Raw genomic sequence first — 17,785 nt, 5'->3', positions numbered from 1 at the left:
GCGCCTTCGATGTCACCCTTTTCGTTCACCCTGCTGTTCGCGATCGCCGTACTCGCGATGGTCGTCACCAAGCTGTGGCTCGCGTCGCGGCAGATCCGCTTCGTCGCGGCGCACCGTAACGGCGTGCCCGCGCAGTTCAGCGCGACCATTCCGCTGACCGCCCACCAGCGCGCGGCCGACTATACGGTCGAGCGCACCCGGCTGACGATGCTCGAGATCGTCGTCAGTGCGGCCGTGCTGGTCGGCCTGACGCTGCTCGGCGGCGTCGGCGCGCTCGACACGCTGCTGACCGGCTGGCTCGGCCGCGGCTACGGGCAACAGGTCGCGCTCGTCGCCTCGGTGCTCGTGATCACCAGCGTGATCGACGTCCCGTTCGAGTACTACCGCCAGTTCGGGATCGAGCAGCGCTTCGGCTTCAACCGGATGACGAAGCGGCTGTTCTTCACCGATATGCTGAAAAACGCGCTGCTCGGCGCCGCGCTCGGCCTGCCGCTGCTGTTCGTCGTGCTGTGGCTGATGAACCAGGCCGGCAGCCTGTGGTGGCTGTGGACCTGGATCGTCTGGGTCGCGTTCCAGATGCTCGTCCTGCTGATCTACCCGACCTTCATCGCACCGATCTTCAACAAGTTCGAGCCGCTGAAGGACGACGCGCTGCGCTCGCGCATCGAGTCGCTGATGAAGCGCTGCGGCTTCGCGGCGAAGGGGCTGTTCGTGATGGACGGCAGCCGCCGCTCCGCGCACGGCAACGCGTACTTCACGGGCTTCGGCGCATCGAAGCGGATCGTGTTCTTCGACACGCTGCTCGCGCGCCTGTCCGGCCAGGAAATCGAGGCCGTGCTCGCGCACGAGCTCGGCCATTTCAAGCGCCGCCACGTGATGAAGCGGATGCTCGTGTCGTTCGTGCTGAGCCTCGTGCTGCTCGCGCTGCTCGGCTGGCTCGCACAGCGCACGTGGTTCTACACCGGGCTCGGCGTCATACCGTCGCTCGACACCAGCAACGCGGGCGCCGCGCTCGTGCTGTTCTTCCTCGCGATTCCGGTGTTCCTGTTCTTCGCGACGCCGTTCAGCAGCCTCACGTCGCGCAAGCACGAATTCGAGGCCGACGCGTTCGCGGCCAGCCAGACCGACGCGCAGGATCTCGTCAGCGCGCTCGTGAAGCTCTACGAGGACAACGCGTCGACGCTGACGCCCGACCCTGTCTACACGGCCTTCTACTACTCGCATCCGCCTGCGTCGCAGCGGATCGACCGCCTGCTGCAACACGCATGAGCCGCCCGACTTCCCGCAAGCCGGCCCCGCGCGCGTCGAATGCGCAACGGGTCGAAGGCCGCGTGATCGCGGCGCACGGGCGCCACTACATCGTCGCGCCCGACGACGGCGGCCCGATGCTGCAGTGCTTCCCGCGCGGCAAGAAGAGCGACATCGCGGTCGGCGACCGCGTCGTGTACGAACTCGCGTCGGCCGACCAGGGCGTGATCGTCGAGATCGGCGAACGGCGCAACCTGCTGTACCGCTCCGACCAGTTCAAGTCGAAGCTGTTCGCGGCCAACCTCGACCAGTTGCTGATCGTGCTCGCGACCGAGCCCTATTTCAGCGAGGACCTGCTCGGCCGCGCGCTGATCGCCGCCGAGGCGAACGAGCTGAAGCCGCTGGTCGTGCTGAACAAGATCGACGTCGAGGCCGCGCTGCCGGTCGCGCGCGAACGCCTCGCGCCGTACCGCGCGCTCGGCTACGACGTGCTCGAGCTGTCGGTGAAGGGTTCGCCGGACGACGCGCGCGCGCAACTGATGCCGCATCTCGCCGGGCACTCGACGATCCTGCTCGGCCAGTCCGGGATGGGCAAGTCGACGCTCGTGAACCTGCTCGTGCCCGACGCCGAAGCCGCCACGCGCGAGATTTCGGCCGCGCTCAACAGCGGCCGCCACACGACGACATTCACGCGCCTCTACCCGCTGGAAGGCGGCGGCGCACTGATCGACTCGCCGGGCTTCCAGGAATTCGGCCTCTACCACCTGACCGAAGGCCGCCTCGAGCGCGCATTTCCGGAGTTCCGGCCGCTGCTCGCGGACTGCCGTTTCTATAATTGTCATCATCTGCACGAGCCTGGCTGCGCGATTCTCGAGGCTGTCGCCGACGGTCGCATCGCGCCGACGCGGCATGCGCTGTACGCGCAGCTCGTGCACGAGGCGAGCCAGATCGTCCGCTGAGCGCGACACGCGCGCGGCGCCGGCCGGCATGCTGCAGGCCGGCCTTCACCGACAGGAGCCGCAATGCGCTTCAAGGCACCCGATCTCGCGACCGCGCAGCATTGGGCCAACGTGCTTCAGGTGGCCGGCGTCGGTTGCGAGCTGCACAACTGCTACGCGACGGGCGCGCTCGGCGGCCTGCCGGCCGATGCGTGCACGCCCGAGCTGTGGCTCGACGACGAACGCGACGACGCACTCGCCCGCAAGCTCCTCGACGCCGCGTCGCACGGCCCGTCGGCCGGCGCCGCGCCGTGGCGCTGCCGGCAGTGCGGCGAAGCGCTCGAAGCGCAATTCACCGCGTGCTGGCAATGCGGCGCCGTCCGCGACCCGCGCGACGACTGACCTCACAGCAAACAAGCCGGCATCGAGCCGGCCTGTTCTTTCATCGAATCCTGCACTGCGTCGTTACGACACCCAGACGGCGAGCGTCAGCATCAGCAGCAGGATCATCCACAGGATCACCGCGCGCCAGACGAGGCCGACTGCCGATTGCAGCGTACGCGGCGTGCAGTCATCACCGACCGTCAACGGACCGCTGTCGCCGACCGCCAGCGCATCGAGGCTCGACGGCTCCGCGAGCGGCCCAGCGAGACGTGCACCGAGCGCCCCGCTGCCGGCTGCGAGCAGCACGCCATCGTTCGGGTCGGGCCACTGGCGCGTGTGATTGCGCCACGCGTAGATCGCATCCTCGAAATTGCCGACGATCGCGAAACCGAGCGCGGTCAGTCGCGCGGGAATCCAGTCGATCACGAAGAACGCGCGCTGCGCGAACGTCGAGAACGCGGCCGTGCGATCGTCGCCCGGCGTCGACCAGCTGCGTGCGAGGTATTCGGAAATCCTGTACAGCACGGCGCCGGCCGGACCGATCGGCAGCACATACCAGAAGAACACGCCGAACACGTGGCGATGCGATGCGACAACCGCGTGAATCAGCGTATGGCGGACGATTTCGCCGACCGGCATGTCGACCGTGTCGATGCCCGTCCACTCGTGGAGGATTTCGCGCGCACGCGGCACGTCGTCGTTGTTGAGCGCGAGGTGGATATCGGTGAAGTAATGGCTGAACTGGCGGAAGCCGAGCGTGAAATACACGACGGCGACGTTCCACAGGAACGCGAGCACGAAGCTCACCTTGTACAGCAGGAAATAGATCAGCGCGACGATCAGCACCCACGGCAGCACGACCGCGAGCCATGCGAGGATGCCGTGCTTCTGCTTGCCGGCGTCGAGCCCATGCGCAACGGTTTCCGCATGAAACTGGAACAGCGCAAACACCGGATTGCTCGGTGATAACGCGCGGACCTGCTCGATGATGAGGGCGAGGAGAACCGAAAAGAAAGTCATGCGTGGCGCCGTCTTCGGAGTTATGTCATTTTTTGCATAACGATAGCACAGCGTAAGCCCCGCATGGCTGCCGGCGCGGTCGCCCGCCGGCCGGCCGCGCGCGCCGGCCGGTGCGTGCGCCTAGCCGGCGGCCAAGAAGCGGTAGAGATTGCGAAACATGGCGGCAGTTGCGCCCCAGATGAAGTAATGCCCGCCCGGTTCGCCATTCGGATAAGGCATCGCAAAAAAACGACGCTCGCCGCCTTCCCAGCGGAACACACGGACCTGATGGTTCGCGGGATTCATCAGGAACGCGAGCGGCACTTCGAAAATCTCGGCGACTTCGAACGTATCGGCCTGCACGGTGAACGGCGGATGCACGAGGCCGACCACCGGCGTCACGCAGAAGCCCGTGCCGGTCAGGTAGTCGGGCAGCGCACCGAGGATCTCGACGCGTTCGTCGGCCAGCCCGATCTCTTCCTTCGCCTCGCGCAACGCAGTGGCCGTTGCATCGCGATCGAACGCCTCGCGACGACCGCCGGGAAAGCTGATCTGCCCGGCGTGGTCGTTCAGGTGATCGGCGCGCAGGGTCAGCAGGACAGTCAGGCCCGCCTCGCGGACGACGAGCGGCATGAGGACGGCCGCACTACGCGGATCGACGCCTTCCTGCAGCCTCGCCTCGCCGGGCTCGACGCTCCATTCGAGCGTGCGCGCGAAACGTTCGCGCAAGCCGGACGGCGTCATCAGCCGGGGATCGATGACAGGCAGGCCGGCACCGGTGCCTTCGACCGGCAGGACTTCGGGATCGATGATGGGGCGGCGATTCAATGGGGCTCTCGAGTTCGTGTCGTATCGAGCATATTGTCGCGCCAGAATGAAAAAAGCACCCGGGTGGGTGCTTTTTCCTTACAGCTCTTACTCTTGGGAAGCTGCTGCGGCGCGATCCTTCGACACCAGCTTTTCCTTGATACGAGCCGACTTGCCCGAACGCTCGCGCAGGTAGTACAGCTTCGCACGACGCACATCGCCGCGACGCTTCACGACGATGCTTGCCAGCAGCGGCGAGTACGTCTGGAACGTACGCTCGACGCCTTCGCCCGACGAGATCTTGCGAACGATGAAGTTCGAGTTCAGACCACGGCTGCGAATCGCGATCACGACGCCTTCGTAAGCCTGAACGCGCTTGCGGTTACCTTCAACCACGTTCACGTTCACGATCACCGTGTCGCCCGGGGCGAAATCGGGGATCGTCTTGCCGGCGAGCGCGCGCTCGATCTCTTCCTGCTCAAGTTTTGCGATCAGATTCATTACTGACTCCTTATGCCATCGTGTCGGCGTTGGTACCCGCCTGCTTCCAGGCCTGGCCCCGATAGAGGATGGATTCACATCAGGCGCCGCACACGCATGTACGGCACCGCCAATTCCCGCCCGCGCAGCCGCCTCAGGAGGCGTCCTTCGCTTCGCGTGCGAGGTTCGCAAGCCACGCCTCGTCGGCCCGGCTCAACAACTTCTCGCGGCGCGCCCGGACGATCAGGTCCGGCCGCTTCCGCAACGTATTCCTCAATGCTTCCTGGCGCCGCCACCGCTCGATCTCGGCATGATGCCCGCCGAGCAGCACGTCCGGCACGCGCATGCCGTCGTATTCCTCGGGACGCGTGTAGTGCGGACAATCGAGCAGCCCGTCGGCGAAGCTGTCCTGCACGGCCGACAGCGAATCGTTCAGCACGCCGGGCAGCAACCGCACGACCGCGTCCATCATCGCCATCGCCGGCAGTTCGCCGCCCGACAGGACGAAATCGCCGAGGCTGATTTCCTCGTCGACGCACCGGTCGAGCAGACGCTGGTCGATCGCTTCGTAGCGGCCGCACAGCACGACCACGCCCGGCTCCTGCGCCATCCGCACCGCACGATCGTGCGTGAGCGGTGCGCCCTGCGGCGACATCATCACGACACGCGTGCTCGCGATGCCCTGCTCCGCCTGCGCCGCTTTCGCAGCGTCAATGGCGGCTTCGAGCGGCTTCGCCAGCATCACCATGCCCGGACCGCCGCCGTACGGACGATCATCGACCGTGCGGTAGTTGTCCGTCGTGAAATCACGCGGGTTCCAGGTGCGCAGCCCGAAGCGCCCCTGCTTGACGGCCCGGCTGGTGATTCCCCAGTCGGTCAGTGCACGGAACATCTCGGGAAAGAGCGTGACGACGTCGAACTGCACCGCGCTCTCGGTAACCTGGTTCATTTCAGTAATCGGCTTCCCAGTCGACGACGATACGACGCGCCGCCTGATCCACCGTTTTGACGTATACGCCGACAAACGGGATCAACCGCTCGTCGGTGGTCGGCTGACCGTCTTTGCCGGTCGCCGGATACTCGACACGCATGATCGAATGCACGCCGTTGTCGATCATCCCGCTCACCTTCCCGAGTGCCACCGATTGCTCGTTGACGACATCGAGACCGATCAGGTCGACCCAATAGAATTCGTCCGCGGCCAATGCCGGGAAATCTTCCCGGCGCACGAACACGCGAAAGCCGCGCATCGCGAGCGCGGCATCGCGGTCGCTGACGCCCGCGGGTTGCGCAACGACAGTGTCGCTGTGCGTCTTCGACTGCATGATGCGGACGGAAAGCCGCTCCGCACCGCGTTCCAGCCACCAGCGACGCGCGTTGAGCAACGCATCGCCGCCGCGACCGGCGTCGGCATGCGTCGCCACCTTGACCCAGCCCTTCAGGCCGTAGGCGTCGACTACCGCCCCGACCTCGACTGCATCGTCGGGCCAGGCTTGCGTCGCTTCGAGACCACCTTGCTCGGCAGCCTCACCGGCGCCCGCGACAGCGTCGCGCTCGACCGGCTTGCGGACGAATGCGCCGAATGACGCACGCCCGCGCCTTGCATTACCGGAATCGTGACCCGCCATCAATGCACCTCACAGCCGGCACGACCGGCACACCGTGCCATGTCAGGCAGCCGGTTGCGCCTTTTGCGCTTCCTTCACGAGACGCTGGACGGTCGGCGACAGTTGCGCGCCAACACCTTGCCAGTACGTCAGGCGATCCTGAGCGATACGCAGCGATTCGCCCTTCGTGGCGACCGGGTTGTAGAAGCCGACGCGCTCGATGAAGCGGCCGTCACGACGGTTGCGCGAATCGGTAGCGACGATGTTGTAGAACGGGCGCTTCTTCGAGCCGCCACGAGCCAGACGGATGATAACCATATGATGTCCTTCGGAAAACCGGGTTCGAAACTACTGAAACACGCGATTATAGCCGGAAACCAGAGGTACAACAAACACTTACGCGCAAATAATCCGCGGGCGGCCTGTCGGGCGGGCATACAATCGTCGCGTCCAGGACGTTTCCCACCGTCATGCCGCCCTTTCGCGCCCCCTCGACGCGCCGCGCGCGGCGCCGTTTCACGGCGCTGCTTGCCGGCCTTGCCTGCCTCGCGTCCGCACCGGTGTTTGCCGCATCGTTGCCGGTGAGCGAACTCGTCGTACCGCCCGGCTTCCACGTGGAAGTCCTGACCGACGCGGTACCGACCGCGCGCGAAATGGCCTGGTCGCCGCGCGGCATCCTGTATGTCGGTACGCGGGAAGGCCGCGTGCATGCGTTCGTGATGCACGAGGGCCGGATCAGCGCACGCCATGTGATCGCATCCGGGCTCGACATGCCCGTCGGCGTCGCCTACCGCGACGGCGCCCTCTATATATCCGCCGTCTCGCGCATCCTGCGCGTCGATCATGTCGACGACCGGCTCGCCAAGCCGCCGGCCCCCGCCGTCGTGACCGACGCGCTGCCGACCGAACACCATCACGGCTGGAAATTCATCGCGTTCGGCCCCGACGGCAAGCTGTACGTGCCGACCGGCGCACCGTGCAATGTCTGCCTCGCCGATCGCAACCGCTACGCGATCATCGCGCGCATGAAGACGGACGGCAGCGGAAGCGAGGTGGTGGCGCGCGGCGTGCGCAATACGGTCGGCTTCGCATGGCATCCCGATTCGGGCGAGCTGTGGTTTACCGACAACGGGCGCGACATGATGGGCGACGACGTTCCCGACGACAAGCTGAATCGCGCCCCGCGCGCCGGCCTCGACTTCGGCTTTCCTTATTGTCATGGTGGCGATACGCCCGACCCCGAATTCGGCAGCGCCGACGCGTGCCGCCGCTACGTACCGCCCGTCTTGAAACTCGGTGCACACGTTGCCGCGCTCGGCATGCGCTTCTATACCGGACCGATGTTTCCGGCGTCGTATCGCAATAATGTGTTCATTGCCGAACACGGCTCGTGGAACCGCAGCACGAGGGTCGGCTACCGCGTCATGCGCGTGGTCGTGTCGGCGGACGGCAGCCAGGCGCGCCAGACGCCGTTCGTCACGGGGTGGCTGCGACCCGACGGCACGGTATGGGGACGCCCGGCCGACGTGCTGCCGCTGCCGGACGGCTCGCTGCTCGTCAGCGACGATTACGCCGGCGCCATCTACCGCGTGACCTATGCGGCGCCTTGACGCATGCAAGGGGTGACCGGGCCCGACCGGGCATCGTAGAATGCGTGCCGGGCCGCGCGCCCGCGCCGGCCCGCCGGCCGCCCACGCCAACGACAACACGCCGCCATCCATGTCCAGCAGCACCGCACCGTCCCGCCGCTTCCGCTCCAAGACGCTCACTGCCGCCCTCGCGTTCCTGTTCGGATCGCTCGGCGCGCACCGCTTCTATCTGTACGGCTTTCGCGACGTGTACGGTTGGGCACACCTGCTCGCGACGCTCGTCGGCATCCCGGGCTTCCTTTTGCTCGCGGCAACCCAGCGCACTGCCGGCCTCGGATGGTGGCTCGCGGTACCCGGCGCGATCTCGCTGCTGGCGGCGTTCCTCGCCGCGCTCGTCTATGGGCTGCGCCCCGACGAGAAATGGGATGCGCAATTCAACGCGGACACCGGCAAGCACAGCCAATCGGGCTGGACCGTGATCTTCGTGGTGATCTTCTCGCTGCTGATCGGCGCGTTCCTGCTGATGACGGCACTCGCGCTGTCGTTCCAGACGTATTTCGAATCGCAGGTCGAGGCCGCGAAGCAGATTTCGCAGTAAGCACGACGAACGCGACACCGGCGCGCATCGCCCGGTGCCGACACGCGGCGGCCCTGCGCGTCAGAACAGGTTCAACTGCAGGTCGTCGCGCGGCTTCGCGCCGGCCGCACGCACGGCAACACGCGGTGCAGGCACGATCGTAGCCGGCGCGCCGCGAAACCGCGACAGATCGAGAATGCCGTTCGTGCGCTCGTTCAGCCCGAGCCGCTTGACGGCCTGGCGAAAGCGCTGCCGCAACAGGTCGGCCCAGATCCCCTCGCCCTTCATCCGTTTCGAGAAATCCGAGTCGTAGTCCTTGCCGCCGCGCATGTCGCGCACGCGATTCATCACGCGCTCCGCACGGTCGGGAAAATGCGCGGCAAGCCAGTTCTTGAACAGCGGCGCGACCTCCCACGGTAGCCGCAGGATGATGTAGCTCGCATGCGTCGCACCGGCTTCCGCGCACGCTTCGAGCACGCGCTCCATGTCGGGCTCGGTCACGAACGGAATCACCGGCGCAATGCTCACGCCGACCGGCACGCCTGCCTCGCGCAGCGCGCGGATCGTGCGCAACCGCCGCGCCGGCGTGGCCGCGCGCGGCTCGAGCGTGCGCGAGAGATCGGCGTCGAGTGTCGTGATCGTGACCGCTGCCATCACCTGCCCGCGCTCGGCCATCGGTGCGAGCAGGTCGAGATCGCGCTCGATCAGCGACGATTTCGTGATCGCCGCAAACGGCAGCCCGCGATCGTGCATCACCTGGATCACGCTGCGCGTGATGCGCAGGTCGCGCTCGACCGGCTGGTATGCGTCGGTATTGACGCCGAGCGCGATCGGCTCCGGCACGTAGCGCTTGCGCGAAATCTCGCGCTCGAGCAGCTCGGCCGCGTTGACCTTCGCGTAGATTCGGCTTTCGAAATCGAGCCCCGGCGACAGGCCGAGATAGCTGTGCGTCGGCCGCGCGAAGCAGTAGATGCAACCGTGCTCGCAGCCGCGATACGGATTGAGCGATACGCTGAACGGAATATCGGGTGACTGGTTATGCGTCAGGATGCTCTTCGCGCGCTCTTCGAACACCTGCGTGCGCAGCGGTGCGGGAAAGTCGTCATCGTCGGACTCGTGCGTCCAGCCGTCGTCGACCGCTTCGCGCTGCACGATTTCATACCGCCCCTGCAGATTGTCGACCGCCCCACGCCCCTTGCGGGGCACGGGCGGCGCTACCGGAAATTCGTTGTCGGATCGATCGTCCATGTACCCACCCATTCGCCTGCGCCCAATACTGTACATTTATACAGTATTGGGCGCAGCATGCCAAGGGCGGGATAAGGGGCCCGACAACGGGCCGCCTGCGCGTCACTCGCCGACGGCGATCGTCAGCGTCTCCTTGATTTCTTCCATCACGACGTAGCTCTTCGACTGCACGGCGCCCGGCAACTGCAGCAGGATGTCGCCGAGCAGCTTCCGGTAGTCGGCCATCTCGCCGATCCGCGCCTTGATCAGGTAGTCGAAATCGCCGGACACGAGATGGCATTCGAGCACCTCGTCGATCTTCATCACTTCCCGCCGGAACTGCTCGAACATGTTGCCGCCCTTGTGGCCGAGCGTGATCTCGACGAATACCAGCAGCGCGGCATCCAGCTGATGCGGGTCGACCCGCGCGTGATAGCCGGTGATCACGCCGTCGCGCTCCATGCGCCGCACGCGCTCGATGCACGGCGTGACGGTCAGTCCGACCTGTTCCGCGAGGTCTTTCATCGCCATCCGGCCGTCGTCCTGGAGCAGTTTCAGGATGCGCCGGTCGAGCTTGTCGAGCGAGCGTACGGGCTGACGTTGCGTTCTCATTTGTTTATGCTGAAAACCTGAAAAATACGATAACAAAACCTACACATTCGACAATACCATAGCGCAAAAAACTAGATCAGCTAGAGGTTACACGGAGCCGCACATGCGCCCGGCCTCGAACTGGTCCCTTCCATCTGGAGCAGCTATGCGAGTCGTCATTCTGGGCAGTGGTGTAGTGGGCGTGGCAAGCGCGTATTACCTCGCACGCGCCGGCCATGAAGTCACGGTGATCGACCGGGAAGCCGGCCCGGCGCTCGAGACGAGCTTCGCGAATGCAGGCCAGATCTCGCCCGGCTATGCCGCGCCTTGGGCCGCGCCCGGCGTGCCGCTGAAGGCCGTCAAGTGGATGTTCGAAAAGCATGCGCCGCTCGCGATCCGCCTCGACGGCACGCGCTTCCAGCTCCAGTGGATGTATCAGATGCTGCGCAACTGCACGGCCGAGCGCTATGCAGTCAACAAGGGCCGCATGGTCCGCCTCGCCGAATACAGCCGCGACTGCCTGCAGGCGCTGCGCGCCGATACTGGCATCGAATACGAAGGCCGCACGGGCGGCACGCTGCAACTGTTCCGCACGCAGCAGCAGCTCGATGGCGCGGCCAAGGACATCGCCGTGCTGCAGGAAGCGAACGTGCCGTTCGAACTGCTGTCGCCGGCCGAACTGAAAAACGCCGAACCGGCGCTTGCAGCCGTCTCGCACAAGCTGACGGGCGGCCTGCGCCTGCCGGGCGACGAAACCGGCGATTGCCAGCTGTTCACGACACGCCTCGCGGCGCTCGCCGAATCGCTCGGCGTCAAGTTCCGCTACAACACGCCGATCGACGCGCTCGCGATCGCGGGCGGCAAGATCGCCGGCGTGCAGTGCGGCATCGAGACGGTGCGCGCGGATGCATACGTCGTCGCGCTCGGCTCGTATTCGACGAACTTCATCTCGAACCTGATGAAGATCCCCGTCTATCCGCTGAAGGGCTATTCGATCACTGCGCCAATCGTCGACGAAGCGGCCGCGCCCGTGTCGACCGTGCTCGACGAGACCTACAAGATCGCGATCACGCGCTTCGACCAGCGCATCCGTGTCGGCGGCATGGCGGAAATCGTCGGCTTCGACAAGAAGCTGCGCGCCGCGCGCCGCGAAACGCTCGAAATGTGCGTGAACGACCTGTTCCCCGGCGGCGGCGACACGTCGAAGGCCACGTTCTGGACGGGCCTGCGCCCGATGACGCCGGACGGCACGCCGATCGTCGGCCGTACGCCGGTGTCGAACCTGTTCCTGAACACCGGCCACGGCACGCTCGGCTGGACGATGTCGTGCGGCTCGGGTCAGTTGCTCGCCGACCTGATCTCGGGCAAGATGCCTGCGATCCAGGCCGACGACCTGTCGGTGCATCGCTACCTGAAGGACGTGGCCGGCCAGACGCGCCCGGCCTACGCGTAAGCCGCGACGGCCTGCCTCGACGCAAGTTCGTCACCGGCAAAAGGAAAGGCGCCCCGAGGGGCGCCTTTTTCATTGCGTCGATCGCGTTGCGCACGATCAGAACGGAGCTTCCGTCAACGCGAGCACGCTCTCGTTGCCCTTCGCACCGACGATCGACGCTTCGAGCGCACCGGCCCGCACGATCCTGGTGCGGCGCCCGCTTCTCTCTTCCCCCATCTGTCGATGGCGCAAAAAAAGGGGCGCTCGTCGCGCCCCTTTTTCCACATGCTTAATGCTGAAGCATCTCGCGTCAGCCGAGCTCGCTCACGAGCTCCGGCACGAGCGCGAACAGATCGCCGACGAGGCCGTAGTCGGCCACGCTGAAGATCGGCGCTTCCGGATCCTTGTTGATCGCGACGATCACCTTCGAATCCTTCATGCCGGCCAGATGCTGGATCGCACCCGAGATGCCGACCGCGATGTACAGCTGCGGTGCGACGATCTTGCCGGTCTGGCCGACCTGGTAGTCGTTCGGCACGTAGCCGGCGTCGACTGCCGCGCGCGAGGCGCCGAGCGCTGCCGACAGCTTGTCGGCCAGCGGCTCCAGCACCTTCGTGTAGTTCTCGCCGCTGCCCAGGCCACGGCCGCCCGACACGATGATGCTCGCCGACGTCAGTTCCGGACGGTCCAGCTTCGTCACTTCACGGCTCACGAACTGCGACTTGCCGGCGTCTGCCGCGGCTTCGATCTTGTCGACCGATGCGCTGCCGCCTTCCGCTGCCACCGGATCGAAACCCGTCGCACGCACCGTGATGACCTTGATCGGGTCGCTCGACTGCACCGTCGCGATCGCGTTGCCCGCGTAGATCGGGCGCTCGAACGTATCGGCCGAATCGACCGCCGTGATGTCCGAGATCTGCGCGACGTCCAGCTTCGCGGCGATACGCGGTGCGATGTTCTTGCCGTAGGCGGTCGCCGGCGCGAGGATGTGCGAGTAGTCCTTCGCGATGTTCAGCGCGGTCGCCTCGACGTTTTCCGCCAGGCCTTCGGCCAGTTGCGGCGCATCGGCCAGCAGCACCTTCGACACACCTGCGATCTTCGCCGCTGCATCTGCAGCCGCCTGCGCGTTGTGGCCCGCGACCAGCACGTGGATGTCGCCACCGATCTTCGCGGCCGCCGCCACCGTGTTCAGCGTCGCGGCCTTGATCGACGCGTTGTCGTGTTCTGCAATCACCAGAATCGTCATTTCTTTGCGCTCCCTCTTACAGCACCTTGGCTTCGGTCTTCAGCTTCTCGACCAGCGTCTTCACGTCCGGCACCTTCACGCCGGCTGCGCGCTTCGGCGGCTCGACCACCTTCAGCGTCTTCAGGCGCGGCGCGACGTCCACACCGAGGTCTTCCGGCTTCACGGTTTCCAGCGGCTTCTTCTTCGCCTTCATGATGTTCGGCAGCGTCACGTAGCGCGGCTCGTTCAGGCGCAGGTCGGTCGTCACGACCGCCGGCAGCGTCAGCGACAGCGTTTCCGCGCCGCCGTCGACTTCACGCGCGACCGTTGCCTTGCCGTCGGCCACCGTCACCTTCGACGCGAACGTCGCTTGCGGGAGACCTGCCAGCGCGGCCAGCATCTGGCCCGTCTGGTTCGAATCGTCGTCGATCGCCTGCTTGCCGAGAATCACCAGCTGCGGCTGCTCCTTGTCGACCAGCGCCTTCAGGATCTTCGCGACTGCCAGCGGCTCGACGCTGTCGTTCGACTCGACGAGGATCGCGCGATCCGCGCCGATCGCCAGCGCCGTGCGCAGCGTTTCCTGCGCTTGCGTCACGCCCACCGACACCGCGATCACTTCGGTCGCGACGCCCGCTTCCTTCAGGCGCACGGCTTCTTCAACGGCGATTTCGTCGAACGGGTTCATCGACATCTTCACGTTCGCGATGTCGACGCCCGTGTTGTCCGACTTCACGCGAACCTTCACGTTGTAATCGACCACTCTTTTCACTGGCACCAGGATTTTCATGCACACGCTCCAAAGTTACGAATACGACCAGAGGCCATTTTATAGCGAGGCCTCATGACTGCGCGGCCAAGCGGACCCAACCATCGTGGCTGTCGAGGATACCGCTTCTTGGCGACGCGCCAATGATAGCGAACGATCGTTCTATTTTAAAAGAGAAAAAACCCGGACGCAAAGCCCGGGTTTTCGATCATCGACTCTAATCCCGCCGGGCGCCCGTCCTCCGCCCGTTACCAGGCGGCGATGACCGCACCACCGAACTTGCCTTCGATGAACTGTTTCACGTCGGCCGAATGGTAGGCCGCGATCAGCTTCGCGACCCACGGCTTGTTGCGGTCCGCCTCGCGAATCGCGAGGATGTTCGCGTACGGGCCGTTCGGGCCCTCGATCGCGATTGCGTCCTGCTTCGGTTTCAACCCCGCTTCCATCGCGTAGTTGGTGTTGATCGCGGCCGCGTCGACGTCGCCGAGCGAGCGCGGGATCTGCGCCGCATCGAGTTCGACGATCTTCAGCTTGCGCGGATTGTCGACGATATCGAGCGGCGTTGCCTTCAGCCCCACATCCGCGCGCAGCTTCAGCAGGCCCTGTTTCTGCAGCAACAGCAACGCGCGACCGCCGTTGGTCGGATCGTTCGGCACCGCGACGCGCGCGCCCGGCTTCAATTCGGCCAGCGTCTTCACGCGCTTCGAATAGATGCCCATCGGGAACGTCACGGTATCCGCGACCTTGAGCAGCTTGTAGCCGCGATCCTTCACCTGCGCCTGCAGATACGGATCGTGCTGGTAGCTGTTCGCGTCGAGGTCGCCCGATGCGAGCGCGGCGTTCGGCTGCACGTAATCGGAGAATTCGACGATGCGGATCTCGAGACCATCCTTCGCCGCGACCTTCTTCACCACTTCCATGATCTGCGCGTGCGGGCCGCCCGTCACGCCCACCTTGATGGTTTCGGCCTGCGCGTGCGCGCCCGCGAACAGCGTAGCCGCACCCAGTGCCGCCACGAATTTCAGCATGAAGCGTCGTTGCATCGTGTCTCCCCTAACGGATCAGTTTCGTCTTATTTGTGGCTCAGCCGGCGCACGAGCCAGTCGCCGAACGATTGTACGATCTGCACGAACACGATCAGGATCGCGACGACCGTCCACATCACTTCCGGCAGATAGCGCTGGTAACCGTAGCGGATCCCGAGATCGCCGAGCCCGCCGCCGCCGATCGCGCCCGCCATCGCCGAATAGCCGACCAGCGACACGAACGTGATCGTCAGGCCCGCGACGATGCCCGGCAGCGACTCGGGCAGCAGCACCTTGAACACGATCTGCGACGTCGTCGCACCCATCGATTGCGCGGCCTCGATCAGCCCGCGGTCGACTTCGCGCAACGCCGTCTCGACGAGACGCGCGATGAATGGCGCGGCCGCAAGCGTCAGCGGCACGACCGCCGCGGCCGTGCCGATCGACGAACCGGTGACGAGACGCGTAAACGGAATCACCGCGACCAGCAGGATGATGAACGGCGTCGAGCGGACGGCATTCACGATGCCGCCGAGCACGCGATTCACCGCGAGGTTCTGCAGCACGCCCTGGCGGTCGGTCAGGTAGAGCAGCACGCCGAGCGGCAGGCCGACGAGCGCGCCAACCGCCCCGGAGATGCCGACCATGATCAGCGTCTCCCAGAACGACTGCACGAACATATCGAACATCTCACTCAACATACGAAAGCTCCTCTACCACCACACCTTGCTCGCGCAGGAACGCGAGCGCCTGTCCGACCTTGCCCGGCTCGCCGCCCGCGAGCACCGCCAGCGAACCGAATGCCTGCCCCTGGATCTCGTCGATCTGGCCGTGCAGGATGTTGAAATCGAGTTCGTACCGTCGGATCGTCTCCGACAGGATCGGCTGGTCGACGCCCGAGCCCGTAAACGCGAGCCGCAGCAGATGCCCGCGCCCCGTCTTCAGCCGTTCGGCCACACGCGCCTTCAGCGCGGGCGGCAGTTCCTGCGCGATCACGTCGCCGATCAGCGCGCGCGTCACTTCGTGATGCGGCTGCAGGAACACGTCGATCACGCGGCCTTCCTCGACCACGCGCCCGGCATCGAGCACCGCGACGCGATCGCAGACCTGCTTGATCACTTCCATCTGGTGCGTGATCAGCACGATCGTCAGGCCGAGCTCGCGATTGATGCGCTTCAGCAGATCGAGGATCGAACGCGTGGTTTCGGGATCGAGCGCGGACGTCGCTTCGTCCGACAGCAGCACCTTCGGCTGGCTCGCGAGCGCGCGCGCAATGCCGACGCGCTGCTTCTGCCCGCCGCTGATCTGCGACGGATAGCGATCCTTCTGCGCGGACAACCCGACGAGGTCGAGCAGCGGCAGCACGGCGGCCTCGATCTCGGCGCGGCTCGCGCCGGCCAGCTCGAGCGGCAGCGCGACGTTGTCGAACACCGTGCGCGACGACAGCAGGTTGAAGTGCTGGAAGATCATGCCGATCTCGCGGCGCGCCTCGCGCAGTGCGCCCGCCGGCAGCAGCGTGAGATCGCGCCCGCCGACGACGACGTTGCCTTCGGTCGGCCGCGTGAGCAGGTTGATGGTGCGCACGAGCGTGCTCTTGCCGGCGCCGCTTCGGCCGATGATGCCGAACACCTCGCCCTGCGGAATCGTCAGGTTGACGTTGTGCAACGCGTCGACCCAACCGCCGGGGCCGGGGAAACGCTGCGAAAGATTGCGTAATTCGATCATGTAAACAGAACGGCGGCCGGCCGGCGAGTTGGCCCGCCAGTCGGCCGCCGATGCATCTGGAATAGCCGGCGATTTTACCGCAAACCCCTCATTCCCCTTAATAATCGATTTCGATCTTTTCATAACTGCACGAAATTAGAGGAGCACCGCTGGGCCGCCGCGCGCAGGCCGCGACTATGATCCGGAACACGTATGCCAACGAACAGGGGACACGCCAGATGACCGCCACCACCACGCCGGCCGCCGCGCCTGCCACCGCCGGCGCCGCGCCGTCGCCGCCCGCACCGAAAATGGGCCGGCTGCGTACCGCGGACGGGCTCGAGCTGGCGTCGTACCGCTGGCCTGCCGGCGACGGCACGGCGCCGCCGCGTGCGACGATCGCGCTCGTACACGGCCTCGCCGAACACGCGGGCCGCTATGCCGCGCTCGCCGGCCGGCTGAACGCGGCCGGCATCGACGTGCTCGCGATCGATCTGCGCGGGCATGGCCAGTCGCCCGGCAAGCGCGTATGGGTCGAGCGTTTCGACGGCTACCTGAACGATGCGGAGGCGCTGGTCGCCGAAGCCGCGCGCGGCAATTCGCCGCTGTTCCTGATGGGGCACAGCATGGGCGGCGCGGTCGCGGCGCTCTACGCGATCGAGCGCGCGCCGGCCCGCGGCCAGGCGCTGACGGGCCTCGTGCTGTCAAGCCCGGCGCTCGCGCCGGGGCGCGACGTGCCGCGCTGGATGCTCGCGGTCAGCCGCATCATCAGCCGCATATGGCCGACCTTCCCCGCGATCAGGATCGATGCGGCGCTGCTGTCGCGCGACCCGGCCATCGTCGCGGCCAACCGCGCCGATCCGCTCGTGCATCACGGCGCGGTGCCCGCGCGCACCGGTGCGGAGATTCTCGACGCGATGGCGCGCATCGAAAGCGGCCGCGGCGCGCTGCGCGTGCCGGTGCTCGTCTATCACGGCACCGAGGACAAGTTGACCGAACCCGACGGCAGCCGCGCGTTCGGCGCGCGCGTCGGCTCGCCCGATCGTACGCTGACGCTATACGAGGGCGGTTTCCACGAAACGATGAACGATCTCGACCGCGATCGCGTGATCGACGCGCTGATCGCGTGGATTCACGCGCGCGTGCCGGCACGCTGAGCGCGCCCGGCACGGCCTGCTGGCCGGGA

20 protein-coding genes are annotated in these 17,785 nt (G+C 66.0%); 7 read left to right on the top strand and 13 right to left on the bottom strand.

The features are described 5' to 3' along the window. Positions 1 to 9 precede the first annotated feature (9 nt). From AC5LXX_RS05240 to AC5LXX_RS05230, 3 genes are all read left to right on the top strand, one after another. Positions 10 to 1,269 carry a M48 family metallopeptidase gene (locus AC5LXX_RS05240; RefSeq protein ID WP_493410709.1) on the top strand — a complete coding sequence of 420 codons (1,260 nt, stop codon included), beginning with the start codon at positions 10 to 12 and terminating at the stop codon, positions 1,267 to 1,269. Beyond that, on the top strand, positions 1,266 to 2,207 hold the full coding sequence (gene rsgA, locus AC5LXX_RS05235; RefSeq protein WP_124456061.1) for a ribosome small subunit-dependent GTPase A: 942 nt from the start codon (positions 1,266 to 1,268) through the stop codon (positions 2,205 to 2,207). The genes AC5LXX_RS05240 and rsgA overlap by 4 nt, the downstream gene beginning before the upstream one ends. Before the next feature lie 63 nt (positions 2,208 to 2,270). Continuing rightward, positions 2,271 to 2,588, top strand: coding sequence for a putative signal transducing protein (locus AC5LXX_RS05230; protein ID WP_124456062.1), 318 nt, complete (start codon positions 2,271 to 2,273; stop codon positions 2,586 to 2,588). A gap of 63 nt (positions 2,589 to 2,651) precedes the next feature. Here AC5LXX_RS05230 and AC5LXX_RS05225 read toward each other — a convergent pair whose 3' ends face one another. The 6 genes from AC5LXX_RS05225 to rpsP all read right to left on the bottom strand — a co-directional run bounded on the left by AC5LXX_RS05225 (position 2,652) and on the right by rpsP (position 6,781). Continuing rightward, positions 2,652 to 3,590 (bottom strand): CobD/CbiB family protein, encoded by a 939-nt coding sequence (locus AC5LXX_RS05225; RefSeq protein WP_124456063.1) that lies wholly within the window; start codon positions 3,588 to 3,590, stop codon positions 2,652 to 2,654. A 120-nt stretch (positions 3,591 to 3,710) separates the two neighbouring features. After that, positions 3,711 to 4,397, bottom strand: a complete 687-nt coding sequence (locus tag AC5LXX_RS05220; protein WP_124456064.1) for a CoA pyrophosphatase — start codon at positions 4,395 to 4,397, stop codon at positions 3,711 to 3,713. 87 nt (positions 4,398 to 4,484) lie between these two features. Beyond that, positions 4,485 to 4,877, bottom strand: a complete 393-nt coding sequence (gene rplS / locus AC5LXX_RS05215; protein WP_089450137.1) for a 50S ribosomal protein L19 — start codon at positions 4,875 to 4,877, stop codon at positions 4,485 to 4,487. A gap of 133 nt (positions 4,878 to 5,010) precedes the next feature. Next, positions 5,011 to 5,805, bottom strand: coding sequence for a tRNA (guanosine(37)-N1)-methyltransferase TrmD (gene trmD, locus AC5LXX_RS05210; RefSeq protein ID WP_111939641.1), 795 nt, complete (start codon positions 5,803 to 5,805; stop codon positions 5,011 to 5,013). 1 nt (position 5,806) lies between these two features. After that, positions 5,807 to 6,484: a ribosome maturation factor RimM gene (rimM, locus tag AC5LXX_RS05205; protein WP_493402602.1), complete on the bottom strand. Its 678-nt coding sequence runs from the start codon at positions 6,482 to 6,484 to the stop codon at positions 5,807 to 5,809. A gap of 42 nt (positions 6,485 to 6,526) precedes the next feature. Beyond that, on the bottom strand, positions 6,527 to 6,781 hold the full coding sequence (rpsP, locus tag AC5LXX_RS05200) for a 30S ribosomal protein S16 (RefSeq protein WP_006476550.1): 255 nt from the start codon (positions 6,779 to 6,781) through the stop codon (positions 6,527 to 6,529). Positions 6,782 to 6,933: 152 nt separating this feature from the next. Between rpsP and AC5LXX_RS05195 the strand changes: the two genes are divergently transcribed. Beyond that, the gene (locus AC5LXX_RS05195) at positions 6,934 to 8,073 is read left to right on the top strand and encodes a PQQ-dependent sugar dehydrogenase (RefSeq protein WP_493410708.1); all 1,140 of its coding nucleotides are present in this window, start codon (positions 6,934 to 6,936) and stop codon (positions 8,071 to 8,073) included. A 109-nt stretch (positions 8,074 to 8,182) separates the two neighbouring features. Beyond that, entirely contained in the window at positions 8,183 to 8,650 is a 468-nt protein-coding gene (locus AC5LXX_RS05190; RefSeq protein WP_493410707.1) for an NINE protein, read from the top strand. 60 nt (positions 8,651 to 8,710) lie between these two features. Here AC5LXX_RS05190 and AC5LXX_RS05185 read toward each other — a convergent pair whose 3' ends face one another. Next, positions 8,711 to 9,889: a PA0069 family radical SAM protein gene (locus AC5LXX_RS05185; protein ID WP_493410706.1), complete on the bottom strand. Its 1,179-nt coding sequence runs from the start codon at positions 9,887 to 9,889 to the stop codon at positions 8,711 to 8,713. Between the two features lie 90 nt (positions 9,890 to 9,979). Then, complete coding sequence (locus AC5LXX_RS05180) at positions 9,980 to 10,468, bottom strand: Lrp/AsnC ligand binding domain-containing protein (RefSeq protein WP_124456069.1); 489 nt, start codon at positions 10,466 to 10,468, stop codon at positions 9,980 to 9,982. A 145-nt stretch (positions 10,469 to 10,613) separates the two neighbouring features. Between AC5LXX_RS05180 and AC5LXX_RS05175 the strand changes: the two genes are divergently transcribed. Beyond that, the gene (locus AC5LXX_RS05175; RefSeq protein ID WP_493410705.1) at positions 10,614 to 11,900 is read left to right on the top strand and encodes a D-amino acid dehydrogenase; all 1,287 of its coding nucleotides are present in this window, start codon (positions 10,614 to 10,616) and stop codon (positions 11,898 to 11,900) included. Positions 11,901 to 12,189: 289 nt separating this feature from the next. On the opposite strand, the gene AC5LXX_RS05170 is transcribed toward AC5LXX_RS05175, so the two are convergent. The 5 genes from AC5LXX_RS05170 to AC5LXX_RS05150 all read right to left on the bottom strand — a co-directional run bounded on the left by AC5LXX_RS05170 (position 12,190) and on the right by AC5LXX_RS05150 (position 16,620). Then, positions 12,190 to 13,125 carry an electron transfer flavoprotein subunit alpha/FixB family protein gene (locus tag AC5LXX_RS05170; RefSeq protein ID WP_493410704.1) on the bottom strand — a complete coding sequence of 312 codons (936 nt, stop codon included), beginning with the start codon at positions 13,123 to 13,125 and terminating at the stop codon, positions 12,190 to 12,192. Between the two features lie 16 nt (positions 13,126 to 13,141). Beyond that, a complete protein-coding gene (locus AC5LXX_RS05165; RefSeq protein ID WP_006496532.1) occupies positions 13,142 to 13,891 on the bottom strand; it encodes an electron transfer flavoprotein subunit beta/FixA family protein in 750 nt (249 codons plus the stop codon). A gap of 227 nt (positions 13,892 to 14,118) precedes the next feature. Next, a complete protein-coding gene (locus AC5LXX_RS05160) occupies positions 14,119 to 14,913 on the bottom strand; it encodes a MetQ/NlpA family ABC transporter substrate-binding protein (RefSeq protein WP_493410703.1) in 795 nt (264 codons plus the stop codon). Between the two features lie 29 nt (positions 14,914 to 14,942). Beyond that, a complete protein-coding gene (locus AC5LXX_RS05155; protein WP_006414357.1) occupies positions 14,943 to 15,596 on the bottom strand; it encodes a methionine ABC transporter permease in 654 nt (217 codons plus the stop codon). After that, complete coding sequence (locus AC5LXX_RS05150) at positions 15,586 to 16,620, bottom strand: methionine ABC transporter ATP-binding protein (protein ID WP_124448877.1); 1,035 nt, start codon at positions 16,618 to 16,620, stop codon at positions 15,586 to 15,588. Before AC5LXX_RS05150 ends, AC5LXX_RS05155 begins: the two co-directional genes overlap by 11 nt. Positions 16,621 to 16,838: 218 nt before the next feature. Here AC5LXX_RS05150 and AC5LXX_RS05145 point away from each other — a divergent pair, with 218 nt between their 5' ends. After that, positions 16,839 to 17,756, top strand: a complete 918-nt coding sequence (locus AC5LXX_RS05145) for an alpha/beta hydrolase (protein WP_493410702.1) — start codon at positions 16,839 to 16,841, stop codon at positions 17,754 to 17,756. Positions 17,757 to 17,785 lie beyond the last annotated feature (29 nt).

The organism is Burkholderia torrens (assembly GCF_984668525.1).
The sequence above is the reverse complement of the archived record's forward strand: the minus strand, read 5'-3'. Positions and strand labels throughout refer to the sequence as shown.

Coding starts and splice junctions, on each gene's coding strand:
- AC5LXX_RS05240 (WP_493410709.1), top strand. CDS start 10: ATGTCACCCTTTTCGTTCACCCTGCTGTTCGCGATCGCCGTACTCGCG.
- rsgA (WP_124456061.1), top strand. CDS start 1,266: ATGAGCCGCCCGACTTCCCGCAAGCCGGCCCCGCGCGCGTCGAATGCG.
- AC5LXX_RS05230 (WP_124456062.1), top strand. CDS start 2,271: ATGCGCTTCAAGGCACCCGATCTCGCGACCGCGCAGCATTGGGCCAAC.
- AC5LXX_RS05225 (WP_124456063.1), bottom strand. CDS start 3,590: ATGACTTTCTTTTCGGTTCTCCTCGCCCTCATCATCGAGCAGGTCCGC.
- rplS (WP_089450137.1), bottom strand. CDS start 4,877: ATGAATCTGATCGCAAAACTTGAGCAGGAAGAGATCGAGCGCGCGCTC.
- trmD (WP_111939641.1), bottom strand. CDS start 5,805: ATGAACCAGGTTACCGAGAGCGCGGTGCAGTTCGACGTCGTCACGCTC.
- rimM (WP_493402602.1), bottom strand. CDS start 6,484: ATGGCGGGTCACGATTCCGGTAATGCAAGGCGCGGGCGTGCGTCATTC.
- rpsP (WP_006476550.1), bottom strand. CDS start 6,781: ATGGTTATCATCCGTCTGGCTCGTGGCGGCTCGAAGAAGCGCCCGTTC.
- AC5LXX_RS05195 (WP_493410708.1), top strand. CDS start 6,934: ATGCCGCCCTTTCGCGCCCCCTCGACGCGCCGCGCGCGGCGCCGTTTC.
- AC5LXX_RS05190 (WP_493410707.1), top strand. CDS start 8,183: ATGTCCAGCAGCACCGCACCGTCCCGCCGCTTCCGCTCCAAGACGCTC.
- AC5LXX_RS05185 (WP_493410706.1), bottom strand. CDS start 9,889: ATGGGTGGGTACATGGACGATCGATCCGACAACGAATTTCCGGTAGCG.
- AC5LXX_RS05180 (WP_124456069.1), bottom strand. CDS start 10,468: ATGAGAACGCAACGTCAGCCCGTACGCTCGCTCGACAAGCTCGACCGG.
- AC5LXX_RS05175 (WP_493410705.1), top strand. CDS start 10,614: ATGCGAGTCGTCATTCTGGGCAGTGGTGTAGTGGGCGTGGCAAGCGCG.
- AC5LXX_RS05170 (WP_493410704.1), bottom strand. CDS start 13,125: ATGACGATTCTGGTGATTGCAGAACACGACAACGCGTCGATCAAGGCC.
- AC5LXX_RS05165 (WP_006496532.1), bottom strand. CDS start 13,891: ATGAAAATCCTGGTGCCAGTGAAAAGAGTGGTCGATTACAACGTGAAG.
- AC5LXX_RS05160 (WP_493410703.1), bottom strand. CDS start 14,913: ATGCAACGACGCTTCATGCTGAAATTCGTGGCGGCACTGGGTGCGGCT.
- AC5LXX_RS05155 (WP_006414357.1), bottom strand. CDS start 15,596: ATGTTGAGTGAGATGTTCGATATGTTCGTGCAGTCGTTCTGGGAGACG.
- AC5LXX_RS05150 (WP_124448877.1), bottom strand. CDS start 16,620: ATGATCGAATTACGCAATCTTTCGCAGCGTTTCCCCGGCCCCGGCGGT.
- AC5LXX_RS05145 (WP_493410702.1), top strand. CDS start 16,839: ATGACCGCCACCACCACGCCGGCCGCCGCGCCTGCCACCGCCGGCGCC.